We start from the raw sequence: 24,857 nt of genomic DNA on the forward strand, positions 1-24,857 counted from the left end.
GTGGGCGAAAACTGTCCACCCCCACCCGAGCACAGTCCACCCACACGACCCTCGCAGCAAGCACTCAAACCCCCCACAGGAACGCATAGCTCACCCCCACGCTCAAAGTTCCGCACCCTGAGACGAGTTGGAGCGCACATGCCCCAGCACGTGCCACCCGCGCTGCACGCCGCATCGCCCCGGGCGTCGCAGCACCCCTCGGCGCTCCCCCCACCTCCGCGCCGAATCGTTTTCCTCGCCCATCGTGATCTGGGCAATCCGGCCGCCGGGGGCTCCGAGCTCCTGGTCGACCGCCTCGCCGACGGTCTCACCGGCCTCGGCCACCAGGTCACCCTGCTGTGCGGCGGTCCCGCGTCGTACCGCGACTACCGGGTCGTCTCCGCGGGCGGCGAACTCGGTCACTTCCTCCGTGCCCGTTCAGCCTTCTCCCGCCAGGTCGGCGACTGCGACCTGCTGGTCGAGGTCTGCAACGGGATGCCGTACTTCGCGCCCGTCTGGCACCGCGGCCCCACGCTGTGCCTGGTCAACCATGTGCACACCGATCTGTGGAAGATGCGGTTCGGCGGGCCTATGGCCCCCGCCGCGCGCCTCGGCCGAAGACTCGAGCACTGGGCGCTGACCGGTGCGCAGCACCGGAGCCTGCTGGTGGCCGTGTCCCCCTCGACGGCCCACGCACTGCGCGGGATCGGCGTCGAACGGGACCGTATCCGTGTCGTGCACAACGGAGTGGAGGAGCCGGGGCCGCGCGCGGACCGCTCCCCCGAGCCGCTGTTCGTGGCGGTCGGCCGGCTCGTCGAGTACAAGCGCATCGACCTGCTGCTGCGGCTGTGGGAGCGGGTACGGCCCGTGACCGGCGGCCGGCTGCTGATCGTCGGCGACGGTCCCGAACGGGAGCGTCTCGAGCAACTCGCCGGTCCCGGCGTGGAGTTCACCGGCCATGTGTCCGAGGCGGAGAAGCACCGGCTGCTCTGTGCGGCGTGGCTGCTGCTGCATCCGTCGGCGGTCGAGGGCTGGGGTCTTGTCGTCACGGAGGCCGCGGCTCGTGAGACGCCGACGATCGCCTTCGACGTGCCCGGTCTGCGGGATTCCGTCGTGGACGGGGAGACGGGTGTGCTGGCGCACGGCGAGTCCTCGTTCGCGGCGGCGTGGTGCACGCTCACCCTCTCCGGGGAGCGCCGGGAACTGATGGGCAAGGCGGCACGGGAGCAGGCGGCCCGCTACCGCTGGGACCGGACGGTCAGACAGTTCCGCGCGGTCGCCGCCGAGGCGGTGAGGAGCTGGGCGCCATGAGGGCCACCGGCCTCAAGGACCCCTCGATACGCAGGTCGGTCGCCCTCTTCCGGGCCTTCCTCCACGAGCAGGACGACCCCGACGCCTGCTACTCCCTCCTCGCCCGCGACTCCGTCGACCAGGTCGAGGCCTACGACGGTCCGGTCAGCGGACGCGTCGTCGTGGACGTCGGTGGGGGCAGTGGGTGCTTCACCGAGGAGTTCCGCAGACGGGGTGCGCAGGCGTATCTCTTCGAACCCGACGTACAGGAGCTCGGCCCCAAGCCGACCGGCGGGGCCGTGATCGCCGACGGCTACCTGCTGCCGTTGTACGACGGGGTCGCGGACGTCACCTTCTCCTCCAACGTCCTGGAGCATGTCGCCGATCCGCAGACCTTCGTCAGTGAGCTCGTCCGGGTCACACGGCCCGGCGGGCTGATCTATCTGTCGTTCACCAACTGGCTGTCCCCGTGGGGCGGCCACGAGTGGGCGCCCTGGCACTACCTGGGTGCCGAGCGGGCGCGGGCCCGCTACCGGCGCCGTACCGGAAAGGCCGCCAAGCACACCCTCGGCGAGAACCTGTTCGCCGTGCACATCGGCCCGACCCTGCGGCAGGTGCGCGCCCGCGACGATGTGCGGGTGGTCTCGGCGCGCTCCCGCTACTGGCCGTTCCTCGCGGAGACCGTCGTCAAGGCGCCGGGTATCCGCGAGGTCGCCACCTGGAACCTCCTCCTCATCCTCCGGCGGTGTCCACGATGACGACGTCCACGGTCCAGGCCCCTCCCCCGGCGGCCGTACCCTCCACCGCGCGCATGTCGGGCCCGCCGGAGGGCCCGCGGTCGCGGAGCTGGCTGCTGGGGTTCTGGGCCGTGGTGTTCGTGCTGTTCCTGGTAGTGCACCCGGGGCGGCAGACCTTCGACACCAAGCTCGGGGTCACCGTCGACCCGGGCCGGTTCTTCTCCGACCTGGGCCAGCTGTGGCAGGACCAGGGCGGTTTCGGCGGAATCTCCGACCAGTACACCGGCTATCTGTGGCCGATGCTGCCGTTCTACTGGCTGGCCGACGCCGTACACCTGCCGGTGTGGCTGGCCGAACGGCTGTGGATGTCGCTCATCGTGTCGGTCGCCTTCTGGGGCGCCCTGCGGCTGGCCGAGCGGCTGCGCATCGGCAGCGGCGCGTCACGGCTGCTCGCCGCCGTCGCCTACGCGCTGTGGCCGGTGTTCACCATCGTCATCGGGTCGACGTCGGCGGCCGCGCTGCCCGGCGCGGTCCTGCCGTGGGTGCTGCTGCCGCTGGTCGACGAGCGGTACAGCGCCCGGGTCGCCGCCCTGCGCTCGGCGGTGATCATCCCGTTCATGGGCGGGGTGAACGCGGCCTCGACCCTCGCGTCCCTGCTCCCGGTCGGGCTGTATCTGCTGTCCCGTCCGCCCGGGCCACGGCAGCGCAAGCTGATCGCCTGGTGGGTGCCGGGCCTGGTGCTGGCGACGGCCTGGTGGTGGATCCCGCTGCTGCTGCTCGGCTTCTACGGCGAGAACTTCCTTCCGTACGTGGAGAGTTCACAGACCACGACGGAGACCATGGCGGCGACCGAGGCACTGCGCGGCGCCGGGAACTGGGTCGCGTATCTGCACTTCGGCGAGGCCTGGCTGCCGGCCGGCTGGACCGTGGCGGCCTCGGTGGTCGTCATCGTCTGCTCGGCCCTCGCGGCCGGTCTCGGCCTCGCGGGGCTGGCCCGGCGGGACATGCCGGAGCGGCGCTGGCTGACGCTCACCGTGATCGTGATCGCGCCGATCCTGCTCGCCGGGTACGGCGGCGCGTTCGGGGCGCCCTTCGACGGGGTGGTGCAGGACTGGCTGAACGGCGGGCTCGTCCCGTTCCGGAACATCTACAAGTTCCAGACGGGGCTGGCCCTGGCGCTGGTGCTGGGCCTCGCCCACCTGGTCGGGGTCGCGGCCGAGACGCGGGGCGCCAGACCGGTAAGGGGGCGCCGGTTCGCGCCGCTGATCGCGGCCGTGCTGATCCTGCCCGGTCTGATGTGGCCGTACCTCAACGGCTCGATCCTCAACCCGGGTTCCTTCCAGGAGATCCCCAAGTACTGGAAGGCCACGGCCGCCTGGCTGAAGGACGCCTCGCCCGACTCCCGCGCCCTGGTCGTCCCGGCGACCGCGCACGGCATCTACACCTGGGGCTCGACCATCGACCAGCCGCTCGACGTGGTCGCCGAGTCCCGCTGGGCGCAGCGCGACTACGTCCCCTTCGGCACCGCCGGCAACCGGCGCGCGATGGACGCCGTCGAGCAGGCCCTGATGTCCGGTGGCGAAGTCCCGGGCCTGGCCGACTACTTGAGCCGCTCCGGCATCTACTACGTCGTCGTCCGCAACGACCTCGACCCGGACCAGATCGGCTATGTGCCGACGACGACGGTGAAGCGGACCCTGGAGGAGTCCGGCTACCGGCGTATGAAGGGGCTCGGCCCGGTCATGACCGGCGGCCGGATCATCCAGGACGCCCCGCTCGCGATCGAGGGCCTGTATCCGCGGCAGCGGGCGGTGGAGATCTACGCTCCCGCCGAGGCCGCGCCGCGTCCCGGGCACGCCGGGCTGCTGCCGGTCGCCGACACCGCCGTCGTCTCCGGCGGACCGGAGTCCCTGCTGCCGCTCGCCACCGAGCTGCGCGGCCGGCCGACCGTGCTGACCGGCGACAACCACCCCGGCGTCGGGACCCCGCCGCTCCAGGTGGTCGGCGACGGACTGCGCCGCGCGGACACCCGGTTCGGCCTGGTCAACGCCAACACCTCGTACACGTACACCAGCGACGAACGCAACGCACCCGACGCGGCGGAGGACCCGGGCGAGAAACCGCACCAGATCCTGCCCGCGAAGGGCCTCGACCATCAGACGGTGGCCCAACTGCGGGGCGCCCGCTCGGTGTCGGCGTCCTCGTACGGCAACTGGCTGTTCCATCTCCCGCAGTACGACCCGGTCAACGCCTTCGACGGCAACCCGGACACCGCCTGGGCGGAGGGTGCGCTGGGCTCGGCGGACGGGCAGTGGCTGCGGATCGCGTTCTCGGACGACGCGTACGACATGCCGTCGTCGTTCAAGGTGACGCCGCTGCCGCAGGACAGTGTGCGGTCGGCGGCGACGAAGGTGCGGGTGGAGACCGAGAAGGGGTCCAGGACCACGGTCCTGCGCTCCGACGGCAGCACCCAGGCCGTCAAGTCGCCTCCCGGAGCGACGGTTTGGATGAAGCTGACGATCCTCGACCCGGTGGAACGCCGCACCGGGCTGCTGGGCGCCGGCTTCTCCGAGATCGCCCTGCCGGACGTCCAGGTGACCCGGCTGCTGCGGCTGCCGACCGACGCCGAGGACACGAGCGCCGGCGCCGAGCTGATCTCCCTGCACCGCTCGGCCAACCCGACGGGCCTGTCCGCCACGGGTATGGAGGCGGGCCTGCACCGGCGCTTCTCCACGGCCACCGGAGGGACGTACGCGATCCGGGCGAGCGCGGTCCCGGTGCCGGGCGAGCAACTCGACCGGCTGCTCTACAAGATCGCGCCCGAAGACCAGGACCGGCGCGTGATCGCCACCGCCGACTCCACGGCGGCCCTCGGCGTCGGCCTGTCCGCGCGCAACCTCACCGACGGTGACCTCACGACGGCGTGGATCGCGGGCGACCGGCCGACCCTCCATCTGCGCTGGGACGGCAAACAGCCCGTCAGCGAACTGGTGCTGGCCCCCGCGGGCGGTCTGTCCACACGCCCGACCGAGGTGAACATCAGCTCCCCGGACGGCGCGACCATCGCGGGTGTCGACGAGAACGGCTGGGTCCGCTTCCCGGCGATCACCACCGACCGCCTCGACATCACGATCACCCAGACGGCACCGCTGACCCTCTACAACCCGATGGTCGACGAGGATCTGCGGCTGCCGGTGGGCCTGACCGAGGCGTACATCCCGTCACTGGAGACGCCCCAGGGCTCCGCCCGCACGCCCCAGCCGGACAGCGACCGGAAGTTCTCGCTGCCGTGCGGCGAGGGGCCGGTGGTGTCGGTGGACCGCGAGCTCTACCAGACCGGCGTGAAGGGGACGGTGGGCGACCTCACCCAGCGCCGCCCCGTCGAGGTGACTGTCTGCCAGGAGGGCCGTACTGGCGCCGAGTTGGACCTCGGATCCGGTACGCACCAGGTCGAGGCGGGCGACGCCGGGCCCCTGACGCTGACCGACGTCACCCTGACCCGCGGGACGGTCGCCGAACCCACCGCCGCCGGACGTGACCTCCGGATCCGGGACTGGCTGGGCGACCGCCGCGAGGTGAGCGTCGGCTCCGGTGCGGCCATGTATCTGACGACGTACGAGAACTACAACGACGGCTGGAAGGCCACGCTGGGCGGCAAGGAACTGTCGTCCGTACGGCTCGACGGCTGGCAGCAGGCCTGGCGGGTCCCGGCCGGGGCGGGCGGCGACGTCAAACTGTCGTACGAACCGGCGACGACCTACGACGGCGCGCTGATCGGCAGCGGGGTGGCACTGCTGGCCCTGGTGGGCCTGGTGCTGTGGCGCCGACGCTCGCCCAACCCCGACGAGCCGCAGGTCCTTCCGCCGCCGCCGGGTCTCTGGCTGGGCACGGTCGCGCTCACCGTGGTGGGGGTGCTGATCGCCGGATGGTTCGCCCTGCTGGTGCCGGCGCTGGCGCTGCTGGCGTACCGGCGGCACGAGTGGCTCGTACCGATCGCGTTCGCGGCGCTGGCCGGGGCGGGCATCGCGGCCGCGACCGGGGCGGGCGAACCGGTCGCGGCGGAGCACGGGGCCTTCGGTCATACGGCCCAACTGCTGGCGCTGATCGGCTTGTTCGCGGCGGTGGTGAGCGTCCGGGAACCCGAGGCGGAGAGAACGCCCCCCGGCTCGGAGGCGCCGACGCGACAGCTGCCCAAAGTCGAAGGGGGCGAACCCGCATGACCACCGCACCCGCGCGCATCCCGTTCCCGGTGGTGGACGAGGTCTCCCGGCACTGCCTCCAGGAGGAGGAGCCGGAGACGGTCCACATCGAGGTCCATCTGCCCGGGCGTCTCGACCCGACGGGGCTGCGGAAGGCGTTCCACGAGGCGCTGCTGCGGCATCCGCGGATCCTGATGCGGGAGGCGCGCGGGGCGTGGTACCGGCGCCGGTACGAGTGGGAGCTGACCGAGCGCCCGGACGTGGAGGTGGTCACCTTCCCCGCTCCGGGGAAGGACGCGTTGCGGGACGCGCGGACCCGGGCGCTGACGACGGCACCGCCGCTGACGGACTCGCCGCCGATCCGGCTGGAGGTGGTGGAGGGGGCGGGACGGGCGGAGGGAAGCGAGGCGACGGACGTCGTGGGATGGGGCAGGGCGGCGGACGGGCGGCCGGGTTCCCGGCTGAGCGACTCCACCGTCCTCTTCCTCACCATCAACCACACCGCCCTGGACGGCCCCGCCTGCCTCCGCGTCCTCGCCACCGCCGCCGAGCTCTACGGCGGCCGCGACAACAGCCCCGCCGCGCCTCCCGTCCGCCCCGCCGAGATCCCCCAGGACCTCGCGGAGAGCCCCTCCAACTGGTCTCCGCCCGCACGTGTGGCGCCCGGGGCCCCCGAGAACTCCCCCGGCAACGGCATGCTCGTCACCGAACTCCCCCTCCCGCACCGCCCCAAGGGCGCCCCCTACACCGTGAACGACCAGCTCATGATCGCCACGGCCCTCACCATCGCCCACTGGAACCGCGAACACGGCGCCCCACCCCGGCCCTTACGCATCACCATGCCGGTGGACGACCGTCCCCGCGACGCGAGCATGCCGATCGGCAACGGCACCCGGCTCGTCGAAGTCCCCTTCTCGCCGGAGGAGTTGACGACCACAGACCTGCCCGGCCTGCTGGAGCGCACGGCGACCCGCACCCGTGCCCTCAAGTCCCTCCCGCGCCCCCAACTCGGCCGCGGCGCCGGCTTGCTGACCGCCCCGGTCACCCCGGTGGCCTGGCGGGCCGCCCTGACCCGGGGTCTGCGCAGAGCGGCCGGGCCGTGGACGTCCACCACGCTCCTCAGCAACATCGGCCGCATCCCGTACCCGCTGGACTTCGGCGAGGAGGCGGGCCGGGCGCACGCCGTGTGGTTCTCGGCGCCCGCCCGGATGCCCCGCGGCCTCACGGTCACGACCGCCTCGACGGCCGGCCGCCTCCACCTCGCCCTGCGCTGGTCGCGCGCCCTGCTCAGCCACGGCGACGGCGCCCATCTGCGGGACCTGTTCGAGCACTATCTGCACACGACGGACATGGACCAGCGATGACGACCGCCCGGACCTCCCAGGCTTCCCAGACCTCCCCGGCCGCCCCCGCCAGGCCGCCCGAGCTGCGCGACTTCTACGAGGACCCCGCCGTCCCCGTCGCCTCCGGCACCCCGCGCAGCCTCCGCCAGGCCCGCATGCTGGCCCAGGCCCTGACGGCGGAGCGCGCGCACACCATCCTCGACATCGGCTGCGGCGACGGCACCGCCGCCGCGGTCGCCGCCCCGCTTCTCCCGGGCCACCGCCTCGTCGGCGTCGACTGGTCCCAGGACGCCCTGCGCCGCGCCCGCACCCGGCTGCCGTACACGGTCCGCGGTGAACTCGGCGACGGCGGGCTGCCGTTCGGCACCGAGTCCGTCGACGCCGTGCTGTTCAGCGAGGTGATCGAGCATCTCGTCGACCCGGATGCGGCGCTGGACGAGATCCGGCGGGTCCTGCGCCCGGGAGGCCATCTCATGCTGTCCACCCCGAACCTGGCCGCCTGGTACAACCGTGCCCTGCTGCTGGCCGGGGTGCAGCCGGTGTTCTCCGAGGTCAGCCTGCGGGCCATCCACGGCCGCCCGGGCCGGGAGGTGGTGGGGCATCTGCGGCTCTACACCGCCCGTGCGCTGCGGGAGTTCGTCGCCGCGGCCGGCTTCACGGTCGTACGGCTGGAAGGGGCGCCCTTCCACGGCGTACCGCGGCCCATGCGGCCGCTCGACCGGCTGGCGTGCCGCAGACCCTCCCTCGCCTCGATCCTGCTGTTGCACGCGCGGAAGACCTAGGGGGGCCTGGCCATGTGGTGGGGAGTGGCGGCGGCTCTGTTGGCGAACACCCTGTACAGCATCGGTTTCGTCCTGGAGAAACGGGCGCTCAGCTCCCTGCCCGAGGTGTCGATCCGGCAACCCGCCCGGCTGCTGCGGCTGGTGCTCGGCAGCCCGCTGTGGATCGGCGGGTCGCTCGCGCTGTTCGCCGGGTTCGGCGCCCAGCTGATCGTCTACCGCACCCTGCCGATCGCCGCCGCGCAGGGCATCTTCGTCTCCGGTCTGGTGCTGCTGGTCCTGCTGTCGGCGCGGCTGCTGGGCGAGGAGACGACCGGGCGGGAGCGGTACGCCCTCGGGGCGATCCTCGCCGCACTGCTGATGGTCGTCCTGTCGCTGGACGAGCGCGCGGACACCGTCAGCCAGGCCGCCCCGTACCCGCTGATCCTGCTGGTGTGCGTGCCGTCGCTGGCGGCGGGCGTGTGGCTGTACGGGTCCGCCGAGCGCCGCGCCCGCCACCGCCACCGGATGCCGACGACCGGCGTCGAGTACGGCGTGGCCGTGGGTCTTCTGTACGGCGTGAGCTCCCTCGCGATCAAGGGCGTGTCGAGCTATCTGACCTCGAGCGGCCTCGGAGGAGCCGTCGTCGACCTCCTGCGCTCCCCCTATCCGTATCTCCTCCTCTTCACCGGCGCGTTCGGGCTCGTCATGTCACAGGCCGCGCTGCAACGCTGCCGGGCCTCACTGATCGTCCCCGTGTGCACGACGGTGACCTGTCTGTTCACGGCGGTGCTCGGCACGCTGTCGTTCGGCGAGGCGCTGCCGCACGACCCGCTGCGGCTCTCGCTGCGGCTGGCCGGCACCGCACTCGCCGTCTCCGTCCTGCTGTCCATGCCCAAACACGACCAGAGCGCCGCCCAACCCACCGTCGGCGCCAAGGAGTTGACACCCCCATGAAACCCGACGACCCGCTGCTCCAGATACTGGCGTGCCCGCTCGACAAGGGCCCGCTGCACCTCGTCGAACCGGACGAGATCCTCTACAACCCGCGCCTGCACCGCCGTTACCCCGTGGTGGACGGCATCCCGCAGCTGCTGCCGTCCTCCGGGGAACAGGTCTCGGACGACGAACACGAGGACCTGCTCAAGCGGATGAGCCCATGACCCTGGCCGCGCGCATCGCCCCGCTGCTGCCCACCCGGCTCGTCGCCGCCGTCGCCCGGGCCGTGTACCCGCGCTTCGAACCGGAGTTGGCGCGCCTCGGCGAGCTGTGCCCCGCGGGCTGCGGCACCGCCGTGGACGTCGGCGGCTGGTACGGCCCCTGGACACGCCGGCTGTCGAGACGGGCGCGCCGGGTGGTGACCGTGGAGCCGGTCCCCCACCTGGCCCGGCTTCTCGCGGCGACCGCCCCGCCCAACGTCCGGGTCGTCCAGGCCGCCGCGGCCGAACGCCCCGGCCAGGCCCGCCTGTGGCTGCCGGCCCGCGACGCGGGCGACCGGGGCGTCTCCTCCCTGGTCCGGCGCGACATCCACGCCCAGGCCCTCTCGGTCGGCTGCGTCACCCTCGACGAACTCGGCCTGAAGGACGTCGGTTTCGTCAAGGTCGACGTCGACGGCAGCGAGCTCGCGGTCCTCCGCGGCGCGACCGGCATCCTGACGCGCGACCGTCCGGCCCTCTTCATCGAGCTGGAGTCCCGTATCCAGCCGATCGCCCCGGTGGTGACGTATCTGTCCCTGCTCGGCTACGAGGGCTGGGTGCTGCCGGGCCGCGACTGGGTGCGGTTGAGCACCTTCCCGCTGGAGGCGCACCAGGCGGAGGCCTCCTACGTCGTCAGCCACGGCCTGCTCCGCCGCGTGCTGCCCCTGCGGGGTCCCCGGTACGTCAATTCGGTGCTCTTCCTGCCCGACGCCCGCCGCCCGGTGGGCCACGATGGATCACATGTCCCTTGATTTCCAGCTGGTGCTGCTCCGTCGCATGGCCGACCACAACCCGGACCTCGTCGAGGACGCCCGTCGCGAGCTGGGCGCCTCCCTGGCCGACATGCGCGAGGCGAACAAGCGCTGGCAGGCGATGATCCGCTCCCCCCGCGCACGTGCCGCCGCGTCCCGCTACCGCTCGGTGCTGGGCACCCCGGAGACGGTCCTCACCCGCAAGGTCGGCGACCTGGACTGCGAGGCCTGGCTGTGGCCCCTGCCCCTGTGGCCGGACCTGCGCTTCGAGGTACTGCTGGCACCGAACGGCGCGGTGTGGAACGAGTGGCTGGTCCGGGCGCCGGGGGCTGCCGCACCGGAGCTACGGACCCTGGAGGACCTCACCCCTTGGTCCTGCACGGTCGACGAGGCGGCACGTGCCTTCGCCCCGGCCCGCCCACTGGAGGGCACGGCCCCGACCCGCTGGGGTCTGGCATTCACCGCCCCGGACCGGGAGGGCGTACGACGTGAGTGCGCGGCGGAGTTCACCTGGGGCCTGCTGCAACGGCTGGCGGTGCGCTGACCCTTTCAGGGGTGAGCGGGTGCGCCCGGCCCCTGGGCCGCCTTCAGGATCGCCGACACGACGAGCGGCAGGGACCGTGGATGCAGGTCGAGGAAGAGATTCGGTTCGACGAGCTCCAGCTCCATCACCCACGGCCGGGCGTCGTCCCCGTCGACGAGGTCCACGCGCGCGTACAGCAGCTCCGGAGCATCCGGTACGGCGGCCAGGGCGCGCTCGGCGACGGCGAGTTCGGCCGGGGTCGCCGTCCACGGCTCCAGGCCCGGGTGGGCGACCTTGGCCGCGTCGAAGGCCGTACCGGGCGCGAGGACCGCCCGCTTGCGGCTGGCGTGCAGGAACCGGCCCCCGAAGAACAGCAGCGCCCGCTCACCGCCGGCGTCGATGCCCTTCAGGTACGGCTGCACCATCGCGGTGAGCCCCTCCTCGTGCATCCGCGCGAGCTGCCGTACGGCAATCCCGTGCTGCTCCGGCGTGTACCGGGCGGCATAGCGGGCGCCCGCTCCGGAGGCCGGCTTGACGACGTACTCCCGGTCGTCCGGGAGGTCGACGGCGTCACCGGGCGCGAGATACCGCGTGGGCACGGTGGGTACCCCCGCCGCCGCCAGCTCCCCCAGGTACCGCTTGTCGGTGTTCCACCGCACGACCTCGGCCGGGTTCGCGAGCCGGGTGGCCCCGGCGCACCGCTCGGCCCACGCCACGAACTCCGCCACCCGCCAGCTGTAGTCCCAGGTCGACCGGATGAGCGCGAGGTCGTAACCGCCCCAGTCGACCTCGGCGTCGTCCCAGAACACGGCGTCCGCCTCTGCCCCGGCCGCGCGCAGGGCGTCCAGGAGCACGGGCAGATCGCGGTCGTGGCTCGGCTCCGGCCGGGGGTCGTAGGTGACGAGGGCGACTCGGGGCACGACGGGGGTCCCTTCTCGTACGACAGGTACACCGGCAGGCTAGGCACGGCCCCCGCAACCGCGCCAACCCGTTTGACCTTCCCCCTCGGTGAAGCCCCAGCATCGGAGGCAGGACCCGGACGGGGAGGACGTACATGCTGACGATCGGTGCCTTCGCGAAGGCGTGCCGGCTGTCGCCCAAGGCCCTGCGGCTCTACGACGAGCTGGACCTGCTGCGTCCCGCGAAGGTCGACCCGGACACCGGATACCGGTACTACGCGGTCGAGCAGCTGGAGCGGGCACGGCTGGTGGCGTGGCTGCGGCGGATCGGGATGCCGCTGGCCCGGATCCGCGAGGTGTGCGCCCTCGATGCCGCGGCGGCGGCCCGGGAGGTCCGTGCCTACTGGGCACGGGTCGAGGCGGAGACCGCCCAGCGGCGTGACCTGGCCGGGTTCCTGGTCGACCACCTGACGTCCGTCGCGCGAAGGGACCCGCCCGTGCTGGAACTCCGCTACGCCGCCCGCTCGGACCCCGGCCGGGTCCGCCCCGCCAACCAGGACACCGCCTACGCGGGCACCCGGCTGCTCGCGGTCGCCGACGGCTACGGCCCGGCGGGCCTGCCGGCGAGCAGCGCGGCCGTGGAGGCACTGAAGTGCCTGGACGCCGAGGACGTGTCGGCGGGCGACGTGCTCAATCTGCTGGAGGAGGCGGTGCGGGGCGCGACGGAGGCCGTCGCGGAGGCGGCCGAGTCGGGCACGACCCTGACGGCGCTGCTGTGGACGGGATCCCGGCTGGCCTTGGTGCACATCGGTGACTCCCGCGCCTATCTGCTCCGCGAGGGCGGTCTGTTCCGCATCACCCACGACCACACGCTCGTCCAGTCGCTGATCGACGAGGGCCGTCTGACATCGGAGGAGGCGAGGTCCCACCCGCAGCGCGCCCTGCTCCTCAAAGCCCTCGGCACCACGGCCCCCGACCTCCGCCTCCACGAGGCCCGCCCCGGCGACCGCTACCTCCTGTGCTCCGACGGCCTGTCCTCGGTCGTGCCGGAGGACGACATCCGCCGCACGCTCGCCTCGGCCGCCGGCCCGGAGGCGGCCGTGCACACCCTGATCGCCGCGGCGAACACCGCGGGCGGCCCGGACAACGTCAGCTGCGCGGTCGCGGACCTGGTGACGGCGGACGGCCGCCCGCCGCACCCGACCTGATCGGGCACAGGATGTCGGGTCGGGCAGGGTGGGTCCTTCCTAACGTGGGTGATCACAAGGGAAGGAGGCCGGGGTGCTGGACCGGCTCAACCAGGCCATGGAGTACATCGAGGACCGCCTCGATCAGCGGATCGAGGCGGCCGACGTGGCACGGACCGCGCTGACCTCGGAGTACCACCTGCGGCGGCTGTTCTCCGCGCTCGCGGGGATGCCGCTGTCGGAGTACATCCGGCGCAGACGGCTCACCATCGCCGGCGCCGAGGTGCTGGCCCGGGACCGGACGCTGCTGGAGATCGCGGTGCGCTACGGCTACACCTCGGGAGAGGCGTTCGCGCGCGCGTTCCGCGCCATGCACGGCGTCGGTCCCGGCGAGGCCAGGCGGACCGGCGCGGCTCTGGAGTCCCAGCCACGGCTGTCCTTCCGTCTCACCGTCGAAGGGAGCGGCAGTATGCGATACCGGATCGTGGAGAAGGACGAGTTCAGGGTGGTCGGCAGGAAGGTGCGGGTCCCCCTCGTGCACGAGGGGATGAACCCGGCCATCGCCGACTTCATCCGCGGCCTCGGAAAGGAGACACTGCGGCGCATCGAGGAGCTGTCCGACCAGGAACCGCAGGGGATCCTGGGCGTGAGCGACAACCTGGACCCGAGCCGGGCGGAGGGCACCCAACTCGACTACTACCACGGGGTGGTGAGCGGGGCGCCCGTGCCCGACGACATGGAGGCGCTCACCGTACCGGCCGGGACCTGGGCCGTCTTCGAGAACTCCGGACCCTTCCCGCAGGCCCTGCAATACCTGTGGCGGGACGTGTTCACCCAGTGGTTCCCGTCCAACCCGTACCGCAGCCGTCCGGGCCCCGAGCTGCTGCGGACCCGGCTGACACCGGACGCGGCACAGGCGGACGCGGAGCTGTGGATCCCGGTGGAGCGGGACCCCGCCTGAGCACCGCGGGAAAGCAGGGGCGCCGGGCGGGAGCGCCCCTGCACAATCACCGCATGTCGATCTCCGGAACGGACGCCTACGCCACGGAAACCCACCTCCCCCCGCTGGTCGAGCGCGCCCTCGCCGCCGCCCGCGCCCACGCCTTCCCGCACTCCGTCCGCCCCGAGCAGGGCCGTCTGCTGCACGCCCTGGCAGGGGGCGCGGCGGGTGCCGTCGGGGAGACGGGCGCGGGCTGCGGGGTGGGCCTGGCGTGGCTGGCCTCGGGGGCCCGGGAGGGCGTACGGATCGTCGGCGTGGAGCGCGACCCGGAGCGCGCCCGCGTCTGCGCCGAGGTCTTCGCCGACCGGCCCGAGGTGGAGATCCTCCACGGGGACTGGCGGCGGATCGGGGAGCGGGGGCCGTACGACCTCCTCGTCCTCGACGGCGGCGGCACCGGCAAGTCCGCGGACGACGACCCCGCCGACCCGGCCCGGCTGCTCACCCCGGACGGCACGGTCGTGATCGACGACTTCACCCCGGCGACCGACGATCCACCCCTGCACGACGGGAAGGTGGACCGCCCCCGGCTGTTCTGGCTGCGCCACCCCGCCCTCAACACCCTCGAACTCCCCCTGGCACCCGACCTGGCCACCCTCGTCGGGACCCGGCGCCGGCTCGCCGGGACGGAGACGACGTGGCGGGGCTTCGCGTACGGGCAGATCGTGCGGGGCGTCGTCACCCGCATCGAGCGCTTCGGCGTGTTCGTGGACCTCGACGGCAGCGAGGGCTTCATCACCGCCCCCGAGCTCACCCGGCGTCACTTCGACTCCTACGACGAGGTCGTCCACGTCGGCCAGGAGGTGACCGCGGAGGTCCTCGCCTTCGAGCTGTTCCGGCCGCAGGTCAGGATCTCGACGGCGGCCCTGGAACCCGACCCGCTGGGCGAGTTCGCCCGGAACGCGTTCGGCCGCCCCCTGGTGGGGCCGGTCACCCAGGTCGTCCCGTTCGGGGTGTTCGTCCAAGTCGCCGAGGGCATCGAGGGCCTCGTGCACCGCGACGACCTCGCGGGCCCGGCCCTTCCGGACGTCGGTACCGAGCTGACGGTCGAGGTCACCGACATCAATCTCGTCCTGCGCCGGGTCCGTCTGCGTCCGGCGCGCTGACCGCTGGCGGTCGTCGTCGTCCTCCGGCTCCCAGTCCAGCAACCGCACCTTGGCGACCGTACGGACATGGCGGCGCATCGCCGTGGCCGACTGGCGCGGGTTCTGGGCCGTTGATCGCGCCGAGGATGACATCTCGCCAGCCACGCACGGTCAACTCCTTGGCAGTGGTGGATGTGAGCCCGTTCTCGACGCAGGGTGCGTCGGTCCTGGCGGTGGCACCAGCTGTGAACCGCGAGGGCTTCTTCAAACCGCTACTTATGGTCTACGGCGGGATCTTGACATCCTCCCCCTCTCAAAAGAGGGGGATTCCAACCCAGGCGGGTTGAGGTTCACGGGCGCTCGAACGGCCGATGGCCGCTGTCACCCCTCCGTCACCGGCTGTTCGCCGGAGGCGGGGAAACCCGCCCCGTCCTGCCGCGACATTGGTTGCTGCGTTCTCATCGGCATTGCAGGTGAACCCACAGGACACGCAGACGAAGTCGGCTTGAGACTGTTCCTGCTCTGCTCCGCAGCGACTGGCTTTACCCTCAGCCCGAAGAGCGGGGCAATCTGCGTGGAAACAAGTGGTGGCAGTGGTCCCCGCGATGGAGTGATTGGTGCTGGTCGTGCTCGGCATCGGTTAGCGTCACCGCCACGGAAGGCCCGGCAACAGCTAAGGAGTACGACGCGTGACCCCTCTCTTCCCGGCCCTGACGGACGCCTCGGCGGACCGCCCCGCCCTGCGGTTCGGCGACCGGTCCCTGACGTACGCGGAACTCGCCACCGCGACCGGTCTGCTGGCCGGCAGCCTCCGGGACGCCGACCGCGTCGCCGTATGGGGGACCCCGACGCTGGAGACCGCCGTCGCCGTCGTGGCGGCGCTGCGGGCCGGTGTGCCCGTGGTGCCGCTGAACCCGAAGTCCGGGGAGAAGGAGCTCGGGCACATCCTGTCGGACAGTGCGCCGTCGCTGGTCCTGGCGGCACCGGGAGATGAACTACCGGCCGCCATAAGGGACTTGCCACGCATCGACGTGACCCCCGACACGACCACCGCGACCACCCCCACCGAGGAGACGGCCACCGACGACGACCCCGCCCTCGTCGTCTACACCTCCGGCACCACCGGCCCCCCGAAGGGCGCCGTCATCCCCCGCCGGGCGATCGCCTCGACCCTGGACGCGCTGGCCGACGCCTGGCAGTGGACCGGCGAGGACGTGCTGGTGCACGGTCTGCCCTTGTTCCATGTGCACGGCCTGGTCCTGGGCATCCTCGGACCGCTGCGGCGCGGCGGATCGGTGCGCCATCTGGGCCGGTTCTCGACGCAGGGCGTCACACGGGAGCTGTCCGAGGGCGCGACGATGCTGTTCGGGGTGCCCACGATGTACCACCGGATCGCCCAGTCCCTGCCCGGGGAACCGGAGTTGGCGAAGGCGCTGGGGCGGGCGCGGCTGCTCGTCTCCGGGTCGGCCGCGCTGCCGGTGCACGACCACGAGCGGATCACGGCGGCGACAGGGCGGCGGGTGATCGAGCGGTACGGCATGACGGAGACGCTGATGAACACCAGCGTCCGCGCGGACGGCGAGGCCCGGGCGGGGACGGTGGGGGTGCCGCTGCCGGGGGTGGAGCTGCGGCTGGTGGAGGAGGACGGGGCGCCGATCACCTCGTACGACGGGGAGACGGTGGGCGAGATCCAGGTGCGCGGCCCGAACCTGTTCACCGAGTACCTCAACCGTCCCGACGCGACGGCGGCCGCGTTCACCTCGGACGGCTGGTTCCGTACGGGGGACATGGCGGTGCGCGAGTCCGACGGCTACGTCCGGATCGTGGGCCGCAAGGCCACCGACCTGATCAAGAGCGGGGGGTACAAGATCGGGGCGGGCGAGATCGAGAACGCGCTCCTGGAACACCCGGGGGTGCGGGAGGCGGCGGTCACCGGGGAGCCGGACGCCGATCTGGGCGAACGGATCGTCGCCTGGATCGTGCCGGCGGACCCCGAGTCCCCGCCCGCCACTGAGGAGTTGGCCGATCATGTGGCCCGCCGCCTCGCCCCGCACAAGCGCCCCCGCGTCGTCCACCACCTGGACGCCCTCCCCCGCAACGACATGGGGAAGATCATGAAGCGGTCGCTGGCCCATGACTGACCGTCTCTCCGCCCGTGAGTTCCTCGCCCTCGTCACGGACGACTTCACCGAACTCCTCGCCCCCGCACGGGAGTCGCTGCCCGACGGCCCCCTTGCCTGGCAGGGCTACGACGCCGCACGCGCCCGCGCGACCGAGCGAACCGGCGAGGACGAGTCCGTCATCTGCGGAACAGGGAGGGTCGAGGAAACCCAAGCAGTGCTGCTCGCCTTCGAGTTCGGCTACCTCGGCGGCTCCCTGGGCGTACGCACCGGCGACCGGCTGGAGGCAGCGTACGCCTACGCCCGCGCCCACCGTCTCCCGGTCGTCCCCCTGGTCGCCACGGGCGGCAGCCGTATGCAGGAGGGCATGCTCGCCCTGACCCAACTCCAGCGCGTGGCGCGCCAGTCGGCCCTCACCCGCGAGGCGGGCCTGCCCCAGATCGCGGTGCTGCGGGACCCGACCACAGGCGGCGGCTGGGCCACCCTGGGCGCGGGCTCCGACATCGTCCTCGCCCTCCCCGGCGCCCAGATCGGCTTCGCGGGCTCCCGGGTCCGCCCGCCGGACGCGGATCCGAGGGCATACACGGCCGAGGCGCAGGTGGCGGCGGGCGCGGTGGACGCGGTCGTACGCCCGGAGGAGCTGAGGGAGACACTGGGCCGCTGGCTGCGGCTGCTGACGGACTCGTCGACGCGGGCGGCCCCGGTGCCACGGACGTTGGCGCCGGGCCACTCGCCCGTGGACGACACGGCCGGCCCCCCGACGACCGACGCCGCACCGGGAACACCCGCCTCCGACGACACCGCCACCCGCCCCGACGCCCCCGCGGCCGCCGACGACGCCAGAGAAACCCACAGCCCCGGCGCACCCGCCCCCGGCGACACCGCCCCACACCCCGGCCTCCCCCCGGACACCGACGACACCAGAGAAACCCACAGCCCCCGCGCACCCGCCCCCGACGACACCACCCCACACCCCGGCCTCTCCGCGGACACCGACGACACCGGAGCAGCCGACAACCCCGGCGCACCCGCCCCCGACGACACCCCCGCACGCCAAGGCCTCCCCGCAGACGCCGAGTCGGCCGAAGACGCCGGGGAAGCCCACGACCCTGCCCCCGCCCCGCACCTCCCGCGCACCGGCTGGGAAGCCGTCCAGCGTGCCCGCTCTCCCCGACGCCCGCGCGCCGACCGCTACTTGGACGACTACTTCACCCACCGCGTCACCGTCTCCGGCGACCGCTGCGGCGGCACCGACCCGGGCATGCTGTGCGGCTTCGGTGAGCACGCGGGACGGACGGTCGCGTACGCCGCGCAGACCGGCACCGCCACCCGCCCCGCCGGCTATCGCACCGCCGCCCGGCTGATCCGGCTCGCGGACCGGCTCGGTATCCCGGTGCTGACGCTGGTGGACACCCCGGGCGCCGCCAACGACGCGGAGGCGGAGCGACAGGGGGCGGGGGCGGCGATCGCGGAGGTGTTCGGCGCGGTGGCGTCCGCCCGGACCCCGGTGACCACCCTCCTCATCGGCGAGGGCGGCTCCGGCGGCGCCCTGGCCCTGGCCTCGCCCGGCAACACCTGGGCCACCCCGGACAGCTACTTCTCCGTCATCGCCCCGGAGTCGGCGGCGGCCATCCTCAAGCGGCCCCCGCAGGAGACGGAGGCGACGGCGGACCAACTCCGCATCCGGCCGCAGGACCTGGTGGAGCTGGGGGTGGTCCGGGCAGGGGGCCCGTTGCCCTCGTGAAGCGAGACTTTACATTTTCCATACATCGGACATAAGCCTCAAAACCCCCCATTCAGCCTCCCCCCACCCGGCCCCTCACAAAAGGCGCCCCACCCCCGTCCCCCACACGATGCCAATGAGGCCCGCCACCCGGCGCGGCCACGGTCTGTGTTCTCGGGAGGACCTGCCCATGACCGCCACCGCCAGTCTGGAGCAGCTGCGTCGCTGCCACTTCGCCGTCGACCTGGGTGCGGCGAGGACGCGGGTGTACGTGAAGGGCGCCGGGCTCGTCGTCGACCAGCCGTCCGTCGCCGCCGTGAACACCCGGACCGGCGCGCTGATCGCGGTGGGCGAGTTCGCGGAGAAGATGACGGGCCGCACCCCCGACTACATCCGTGTCGTCCGTCCGGTCTCCGGCGGCACGGTCGTCGACATCGAGATGGCCCAGCGCATGCTGCGGCACCTGCTCGGCGACAAGATCCGCCGCTCGCTGCGCCGCAAGCCGATCCTGCGCGCCGCCGCCTGCACCCCGCACGACGCGGACCCCCTCGCCCAGCGCGCCTGCATCGAGACCATGGTCGGGCTGGGGGCCCGCCGCGTCGAACTCGTGGACACGCTCATCGCCGCCGCCGTCGGCTGCGGACTGCCGGTGGAGCGGCCCGAGGCGACGATGGTGCTGGTGTGCGGGGCCGCGGCCACCCAGGTCGCCGTTCTCTCCCTCGGCTCGATCGTCAACGCCGTACGCATCCCCGTCGGCGGCGAGGCCGTGGACCACGCGATCGTGCAGCACCTGCGCCACCAGCACGAGCTGATGCTGCCGAGCCAGTCCGTACGACCGCTCCAGCTCGCCCTGTCCGGCAACGGCCTCACCGCCTCGGGCCCCGCCTCCACCGAGATCCACGGACGCGACGTCGCCACCGGCCTCGCCCGCTCCGTCCAGGTCGACACCGCCGCCGTCCGCGACGCGATCCAGACCCCGCTCACGGCCGTGCTCGACGGCATCGGCAAGGTGCTGCGGGACTGCCCGCCCGACCTGGTGGCCGACCTCGCCGACCGCGGGATCATGATGGTCGGCGGCAGCGCGCTGCTCCCCGGTTTCGACCAGATGCTGCGGCACGCGACCGGCATGCCGGTGCACATCGCCGAACGCCCCGAGGTGTGCGCGGTGGAGGGTCTCGGCGCGATGCTGGAGGGCCGTATCGAGCCGCTGGCGCTGGACCCGCTGGCCGACTGACGCCGGCGCCGAGACGGACACCGACACCGGTATTCATCGACCGTATGGCCGACGATCCCCTTCCCCCGCTCCTGGAAGCCGTCCTCAGTGTCGGCACCGATCTCGAACTGCGCACCACCCTCCAGCACATCGTGGACGCCGCCGCCGACCTCACCGGCGCCCGGTACGCCGCGCTGGGGACGGCCGACCCGGGTCAGGACGGGCTCATCGAGCTGCGCACCCCGGGCACCGCCCCGCGCACGGCGGTCTCGCTCACCGTGCCGATCCGGGTGCAGGACGAGGAGTTCGGCACGCTGCACCTCGCGGACAAGGGCAAGGAGCCCTTCACCGCCGAGGACGAGCAGCTCCTGCACGTCCTCGCCGCCCAGGCCGGTATCGCCATCGGGAACGCCCGGCTGTACGAGGCGGCCCGGCAGCGTGAGCGCTGGATCGAGGGCGCGGCGGCCGTGACGACCGCGCTGCTCGGCGAGGGGTCCGCGGCCGACGCGCTCACGACGGTCGCCGAACGCGCCCGCCTGCTCGCCGACGCCTCCGCGGGTGTCATCCTCCAGCCCACCGCGGAGGGCGGCATGGAGATCGTGACCGCCTCGACGTACGACGATCCGGGCGACATCGTCGGCACTACGATCGCCCCCGGCAGTCCGGTGCTGGAGCAACTCCTCGGCGGTGAACCGGTGTTCGTCGACGACTCGGCGACCGACCCGCGGATGACGACGCCGGTACGGCACCGGTTCGGGCCCAGCATGATGCTGCCGCTCCAGGCCGGCGGTCGGCTGATCGGGACCCTCGCCCTGCCCCGTCGGCGCGGCGACCGCCCGTACACCTCCGTGGAGCGCCTGCTCGCGGTCCAGTTCGCCTCGCAGGCCGCGCTCGCCCTGGTCCTCGCCGACGCCCAGCACAGCCGCGAGCTCCTCGCCGTCTTCGAGGACCGCGACCGTATCGCCCGGGATCTGCACGACCTCGTCGTCCAGCGGCTGTTCGCCACCGGGCTGATGCTGGAGTCCATCCAGCGCCGCGGCGGGGCGGACGACGTGCGCGAGACGCTGGGGAAAGCGGTCGACGAGCTCCAGTCGACCGTCCAGGAGGTCCGTACGACGATCTTCGCGCTGCAGCAGCCGCCCGCGGACGCCCCGACGACGTTCCGGGGCAGGGTGCTCCGGGAGACGGCGGGGGCGGCGGCCCTGCTGGGATTCGCGCCGTCCGCGCAGTTCACCGGCGCGGTCGAGAACCGTGTCCCCGAGCAGACGGCCGGCCATCTCCTCACCGCCCTGCGCCGCGCCCTCGCCACCGCGTCCCGCCGCTCCGGCGTCTCGCGCATCGAGGTCAGGGTCGACGCGACGGCGGCCCTGCCGGACGGCCGGGAGGGCGTACGACTGACGGTGTGCGACGACGGGACGGCCGACGACGGGGGCGCGGGGACGACCGTGACCTGGCAGGCGCCGCTGTGAGGTCAGGAGGTCGAGGGGGCTGGACGCGGTGTCAGCACGCGAACCAGCAGCGCACCGTCGTCCCCTCCTCGCCGGTGTGGGTGCGGACGAGGTCGGCGATCAGGTTGACCAGCAGCAGGCCCCGCCCGCCGCGCTGGTCGCGGGCCGCGGGCCGCCGTCCCGCCAGGGGATCGGCGAGCCGTCCCTTGTCCCGCACCTCGCACACCGCGTACCCGTCCTCGCCCCACACCCGCAGCGTCCCCGAACCGCCGCCGTGCACCACGCTGTTGGTGGTCAGCTCGGCCGCGGCCAGGGTGAGGTTCTCCAGTGCGATCCCGGTCAGTCCGAGCCGGGCGCCCTCGACGGTCGCGAGATGGCGGACCTCGGGCAGCGATCCGGCGTCGAAGGAGAGGGCGAGCACGTCCGCGACGACGGGCAGCGGCTCGTTGTAGCGGGCCACGACGTCGTCGGGGGCGTATCGGACGCTGTCCTGTTCCGGTCCGCCGCCGGACGGGATGACCGTGGGGTGGGTGGCGTAGGCGTCGGCGAGCACCCGGTCGTCGAGGCGCCGGACGTCGTAGGGGCACAGGATGGTCGCGAACCGGCCCGCGAAGGCCGCGTTGATCAGTGCCTCGTGCTGGACGCACGCGGGGTACTCGCCGGCCGTGCGGCCGGCCCAGATCGGTTCGCCGATGATCCGCACCCGGCGGCCGTCCGGCTGGGCGTCGGCGAAGGCGCGCAGCACGCCGGGGATGATCCGGCCGGGGTTGCGGCCGGCCTCCCGCATGTCCAGGAGCCGTACGGTGTCGGCGGCGTCGCCGAGGGCGTCGCGGATCAGCCGGAGGTTGTCGCCCGGCACGGCGACGGCGACCGGTTCGCCCGCGTCGAGGCCCTCGCGGACGAAGGGGATCGTGCCGGCGAGGTAGTCCTCGTCGTCCTGGTAGAAGAGGGCGGGGTGCAGGAAGGCGGCGGTCACGGCTGCGTCACCTCGATTCCCGACAGGCCCGGCCAGAACATGTCCAGCGTCCGGCTCAGGGTGGGCGGCGGGCGGTGCAGCTGCAGCAGCCGGCCCTCCTCCAGTCGCCGCGCGGCGGACGCGAGGGCATCGGCACCCGCGACATCGACGAAGGTCACCTCCGACATCTCCAGCCGGTACACGTTCGTACGCGCGCCCAACGCCTGCTCCAATGCGCGCTCCCAGATCTCGTGCGTGCCGTGGCCCACCTCACCCACGGCGCGTAGACCGCTGCGCCCGCGCAACGCGGACACCATAAGGCGCGGTGCCGCGCCGGCGGACCGCTGAGGTGGTCGCTCGTGAAGATGCACGCCCTCTCCCACTGCCCGTGCGCGTTCTCCGCTCTTCGTGTGGGCATTCTCCCGCTCTTCGCGGACGAAACGCGCTTACCCCGGCGGGGGCTTGTCAATCCCCGCCTCGTGGGTGTAGCCCGCCACCGGTCGGGCAGGCGCACGATCAGTGCCGCCGGGCCCCCGCGGAGCCGGCTGTCCGGCTCCGCCCGGATTCCGGTGGGCGACGAAGGAGGCACATCAGGGCGACGACGGTCGGGGACCGACGAGGCGGAGACACGATGTCAGCGGCACACACATCTCTCACGGGGCGGCTGAACACCCTGGTCATCGACGGCAGTACGGAAGCGGGCCGGGCGGAGCTGCGGCCGCGCGGCGAGCTCGTGCACGGTTGTGCGAAGGTCCTGGACGAGACCCTGACGGCGCTGCCGGACGGGGTCAGCAGGGTCGAACTGGACATGTCCGCCGTGGTGTTCATGGACACCGCCGGGCTCCAGTTCCTGGAAGTCCTCGACAGCTACAGCCGTCGGCGGCGCGTCCCGGTGTCCGCCACCGGCTGGACCGGGCAGCCGCGCCGGATCCTGGAGCTCGCCGGCCTGGACACCGCCGACCCGCTGCGGGCGGCCCCGCGCCCGGCCGGCCCCGAGCCCGCTCCCCCGGCCCCCTCCGCGGTGGCCCTGGAGCGCGCGGAGCAGCTCTGTCTGCTGCGCGAGGAGGTCGAGCAGCTCCGCCAGGCGATCGCCTCCCGGCCCGTGATCGACCAGGCCCGCGGCATCCTCATGGCCGCCCACTCCTGTACGTCCGAAGAAGCCTGGACCGTCCTGCGCACGACCTCCCAGCTCTCCAACACCAAGCTGCGCACGATAGCCGAGGCCCTCACGGCCGGCACCGGATCCGATGGCCCGCCGCCGCCCGAGGAGGTGCGCACGGCGTTGCGTACGGCGGTCAGGGTCTGTCTGAACTGACGCGGTCCTGGTGGATCTTGGCGCCGAAGCCCGTTGATCGATTCCTCGGCCGGACCGTAGGTTCCGTCGTATGACGAATCTCCGGATCGGTGTGATGTACGACCGCGACTGGGCCCCCGAGGGGCTGCCCGACTTCGCGCGGCGGGCCGAGGCGCTCGGCGCGGACGACCTGTGGGTGGTGGAGGACCTCGGCTGGAACGGCGGGGTCTCGGCGGCGGCCGTGGCGCTGGGCGCGACGGGGCGGTTGCGGGTGGGCATCGGGATCGCACCGGCGCCGTTGCGCAGTCCGGCGCTGCTGGCGATGGAACTGGCCACGCTGGCAAGGGTGTTCCCGGGCCGGCTGGTGGCCGGGATCGGTCATGGCGTACGGGAGTGGATGGAGCAGGTCGGTGTCGCGCCGCGTTCTCCGCTGGCCCTGCTGGAGGAGACGATCACCTCCGTGCGGGCGCTGCTCCACGGGGAGCGGGTCAGCTTGGAGGGCCGGGAGGTGCGGATGGACGACATCCGGCTCGTCCATCCGCCCGCCGAGCCGCCGCCGTTGGTCGCCGGTGTGGTGCGGCCCCGTTCCCTGGAGCTGTCGGGGCGGGTCGCGGACGGCACCCTGATCGCCGAGGGGCACGGTCCGCGGGACCTGGAGAACATCCGGGCGCTGCTCGCGAAGGGCGGGGCGGGCGAGGACCACACGCTCAGTGTCTTCGCGTTCTGCAAGGTGGGTGACGACCCCGAGGAGGTGGCCCGGACCCTGCACCCGCACACCGAGGGCCACGGTGCCTGGCTGGGGCGCCCGCAGGAGGAGGTCTTCACGGTCTCCGGCAGCGCGGCACAGGCCGCCGAAAACATCGGTGCGCTGCGGGCGTCCGGCGCCGACACCGTCGTCCTCCGCTTCGTCGGCCCTGAGCCGCTCCGGCAGTTGGAAGCCGTCCTGGAGGCCGCCGAGCGCTGAGCCGTCCCACAGCAAACGCACAGGTCAGGGGGGCCGTAGAGGGATAACCCTCGAATGACCCCCGACCCAATGACATGCCACGGTCAAATCTGCCACTCTTCCTCCACCCCGCGCACCGGCCGCACACGCCGAGCGCGGAGGCTCCCGCACGGCCCTGCTCAGCTCGACCCGGACAGCACACCCGTCTGCCCGGTC

21 protein-coding genes and 1 pseudogene are annotated in these 24,857 nt (G+C 73.0%); 18 read left to right on the plus strand and 4 right to left on the minus strand.

Features of this window, described 5'->3' with window-relative positions; all coding sequences use genetic code 11:
* Positions 1-138 precede the first annotated feature (138 nt).
* The 9 genes from OG381_RS16830 to OG381_RS16870 are packed head-to-tail and all read left to right on the plus strand — an operon-like array spanning position 139 to position 10,798.
* Entirely contained in the window at positions 139-1,290 is a 1,152-nt protein-coding gene (locus OG381_RS16830) for a glycosyltransferase family 4 protein (RefSeq protein ID WP_327716918.1), read from the plus strand.
* Entirely contained in the window at positions 1,287-2,027 is a 741-nt protein-coding gene (locus OG381_RS16835; RefSeq protein WP_327716919.1) for a class I SAM-dependent methyltransferase, read from the plus strand. The genes OG381_RS16830 and OG381_RS16835 overlap by 4 nt, the downstream gene beginning before the upstream one ends.
* Positions 2,024-6,226 (plus strand): alpha-(1->3)-arabinofuranosyltransferase domain-containing protein, encoded by a 4,203-nt coding sequence (locus OG381_RS16840; protein ID WP_327722476.1) that lies wholly within the window; start codon positions 2,024-2,026, stop codon positions 6,224-6,226. The genes OG381_RS16835 and OG381_RS16840 overlap by 4 nt, the downstream gene beginning before the upstream one ends.
* Positions 6,223-7,569 (plus strand): condensation protein, encoded by a 1,347-nt coding sequence (locus OG381_RS16845; protein WP_327716920.1) that lies wholly within the window; start codon positions 6,223-6,225, stop codon positions 7,567-7,569. The genes OG381_RS16840 and OG381_RS16845 overlap by 4 nt, the downstream gene beginning before the upstream one ends.
* Positions 7,566-8,330 (plus strand): class I SAM-dependent methyltransferase, encoded by a 765-nt coding sequence (locus OG381_RS16850; RefSeq protein ID WP_327716921.1) that lies wholly within the window; start codon positions 7,566-7,568, stop codon positions 8,328-8,330. The genes OG381_RS16845 and OG381_RS16850 overlap by 4 nt, the downstream gene beginning before the upstream one ends.
* A gap of 24 nt (positions 8,331-8,354) precedes the next feature.
* The gene (locus tag OG381_RS16855; protein WP_327722477.1) at positions 8,355-9,263 is read left to right on the plus strand and encodes a hypothetical protein; all 909 of its coding nucleotides are present in this window, start codon (positions 8,355-8,357) and stop codon (positions 9,261-9,263) included.
* Positions 9,260-9,469 (plus strand): Trm112 family protein, encoded by a 210-nt coding sequence (locus tag OG381_RS16860; protein ID WP_327716922.1) that lies wholly within the window; start codon positions 9,260-9,262, stop codon positions 9,467-9,469. Before OG381_RS16855 ends, OG381_RS16860 begins: the two co-directional genes overlap by 4 nt.
* The gene (locus OG381_RS16865) at positions 9,466-10,254 is read left to right on the plus strand and encodes an FkbM family methyltransferase (RefSeq protein ID WP_307031300.1); all 789 of its coding nucleotides are present in this window, start codon (positions 9,466-9,468) and stop codon (positions 10,252-10,254) included. Before OG381_RS16860 ends, OG381_RS16865 begins: the two co-directional genes overlap by 4 nt.
* On the plus strand, positions 10,235-10,798 hold the full coding sequence (locus tag OG381_RS16870) for a hypothetical protein (RefSeq protein ID WP_443061900.1): 564 nt from the start codon (positions 10,235-10,237) through the stop codon (positions 10,796-10,798). Before OG381_RS16865 ends, OG381_RS16870 begins: the two co-directional genes overlap by 20 nt.
* A gap of 5 nt (positions 10,799-10,803) precedes the next feature.
* Here the strand turns inward: OG381_RS16870 and OG381_RS16875 are convergent, their stop codons facing one another.
* Complete coding sequence (locus OG381_RS16875; protein ID WP_327716924.1) at positions 10,804-11,697, minus strand: ATP-grasp domain-containing protein; 894 nt, start codon at positions 11,695-11,697, stop codon at positions 10,804-10,806.
* Between the two features lie 134 nt (positions 11,698-11,831).
* Between OG381_RS16875 and OG381_RS16880 the strand changes: the two genes are divergently transcribed.
* The 3 genes from OG381_RS16880 to OG381_RS16890 all read left to right on the plus strand — a co-directional run bounded on the left by OG381_RS16880 (position 11,832) and on the right by OG381_RS16890 (position 14,966).
* The gene (locus OG381_RS16880; RefSeq protein ID WP_327716925.1) at positions 11,832-12,884 is read left to right on the plus strand and encodes a MerR family transcriptional regulator; all 1,053 of its coding nucleotides are present in this window, start codon (positions 11,832-11,834) and stop codon (positions 12,882-12,884) included.
* A 73-nt stretch (positions 12,885-12,957) separates the two neighbouring features.
* Positions 12,958-13,824 carry an AraC family transcriptional regulator gene (locus tag OG381_RS16885; protein ID WP_327716926.1) on the plus strand — a complete coding sequence of 289 codons (867 nt, stop codon included), beginning with the start codon at positions 12,958-12,960 and terminating at the stop codon, positions 13,822-13,824.
* Between the two features lie 53 nt (positions 13,825-13,877).
* Positions 13,878-14,966, plus strand: coding sequence for a S1 RNA-binding domain-containing protein (locus OG381_RS16890; RefSeq protein WP_327716927.1), 1,089 nt, complete (start codon positions 13,878-13,880; stop codon positions 14,964-14,966).
* 15 nt (positions 14,967-14,981) lie between these two features.
* Here the strand turns inward: OG381_RS16890 and OG381_RS16895 are convergent.
* Positions 14,982-15,074 (minus strand): annotated as a pseudogene (locus OG381_RS16895) (GntR family transcriptional regulator); the annotation flags it as partial.
* Positions 15,075-15,634: 560 nt separating this feature from the next.
* On the opposite strand from OG381_RS16895, the gene OG381_RS16905 reads away from it, so the two are divergent.
* The 4 genes from OG381_RS16905 to OG381_RS16920 all read left to right on the plus strand — a co-directional run bounded on the left by OG381_RS16905 (position 15,635) and on the right by OG381_RS16920 (position 21,470).
* The gene (locus OG381_RS16905; protein WP_327716929.1) at positions 15,635-17,086 is read left to right on the plus strand and encodes an acyl-CoA synthetase; all 1,452 of its coding nucleotides are present in this window, start codon (positions 15,635-15,637) and stop codon (positions 17,084-17,086) included.
* Complete coding sequence (locus OG381_RS16910; RefSeq protein WP_327716930.1) at positions 17,079-18,809, plus strand: carboxyl transferase domain-containing protein; 1,731 nt, start codon at positions 17,079-17,081, stop codon at positions 18,807-18,809. The genes OG381_RS16905 and OG381_RS16910 overlap by 8 nt, the downstream gene beginning before the upstream one ends.
* Positions 18,810-18,978: 169 nt before the next feature.
* Positions 18,979-20,022: a rod shape-determining protein gene (locus OG381_RS16915; protein ID WP_046263702.1), complete on the plus strand. Its 1,044-nt coding sequence runs from the start codon at positions 18,979-18,981 to the stop codon at positions 20,020-20,022.
* Between the two features lie 44 nt (positions 20,023-20,066).
* Positions 20,067-21,470, plus strand: coding sequence for a sensor histidine kinase (locus OG381_RS16920; RefSeq protein WP_327716931.1), 1,404 nt, complete (start codon positions 20,067-20,069; stop codon positions 21,468-21,470).
* Between the two features lie 31 nt (positions 21,471-21,501).
* Here OG381_RS16920 and OG381_RS16925 read toward each other — a convergent pair whose 3' ends face one another.
* Together OG381_RS16925 and OG381_RS16930 are read right to left on the minus strand one after the other, a co-directional pair.
* The gene (locus tag OG381_RS16925; protein ID WP_327716932.1) at positions 21,502-22,425 is read right to left on the minus strand and encodes an anti-sigma factor RsbA family regulatory protein; all 924 of its coding nucleotides are present in this window, start codon (positions 22,423-22,425) and stop codon (positions 21,502-21,504) included.
* A complete protein-coding gene (locus OG381_RS16930; RefSeq protein ID WP_327722478.1) occupies positions 22,422-22,718 on the minus strand; it encodes an STAS domain-containing protein in 297 nt (98 codons plus the stop codon). Before OG381_RS16930 ends, OG381_RS16925 begins: the two co-directional genes overlap by 4 nt.
* Before the next feature lie 317 nt (positions 22,719-23,035).
* On the opposite strand from OG381_RS16930, the gene OG381_RS16935 reads away from it, so the two are divergent.
* Positions 23,036-23,719, plus strand: coding sequence for an ANTAR domain-containing protein (locus tag OG381_RS16935; protein ID WP_327716933.1), 684 nt, complete (start codon positions 23,036-23,038; stop codon positions 23,717-23,719).
* A 70-nt stretch (positions 23,720-23,789) separates the two neighbouring features.
* On the plus strand, positions 23,790-24,662 hold the full coding sequence (locus OG381_RS16940) for an LLM class flavin-dependent oxidoreductase (RefSeq protein ID WP_327716934.1): 873 nt from the start codon (positions 23,790-23,792) through the stop codon (positions 24,660-24,662).
* The last annotated feature ends 195 nt before the right edge of the window (positions 24,663-24,857 follow it).

Origin of the sequence: Streptomyces sp. NBC_00490 (genome assembly GCF_036013645.1) — a bacterium.
In the GTDB taxonomy this organism is placed as follows: domain Bacteria; phylum Actinomycetota; class Actinomycetes; order Streptomycetales; family Streptomycetaceae; genus Streptomyces; species Streptomyces canus_F.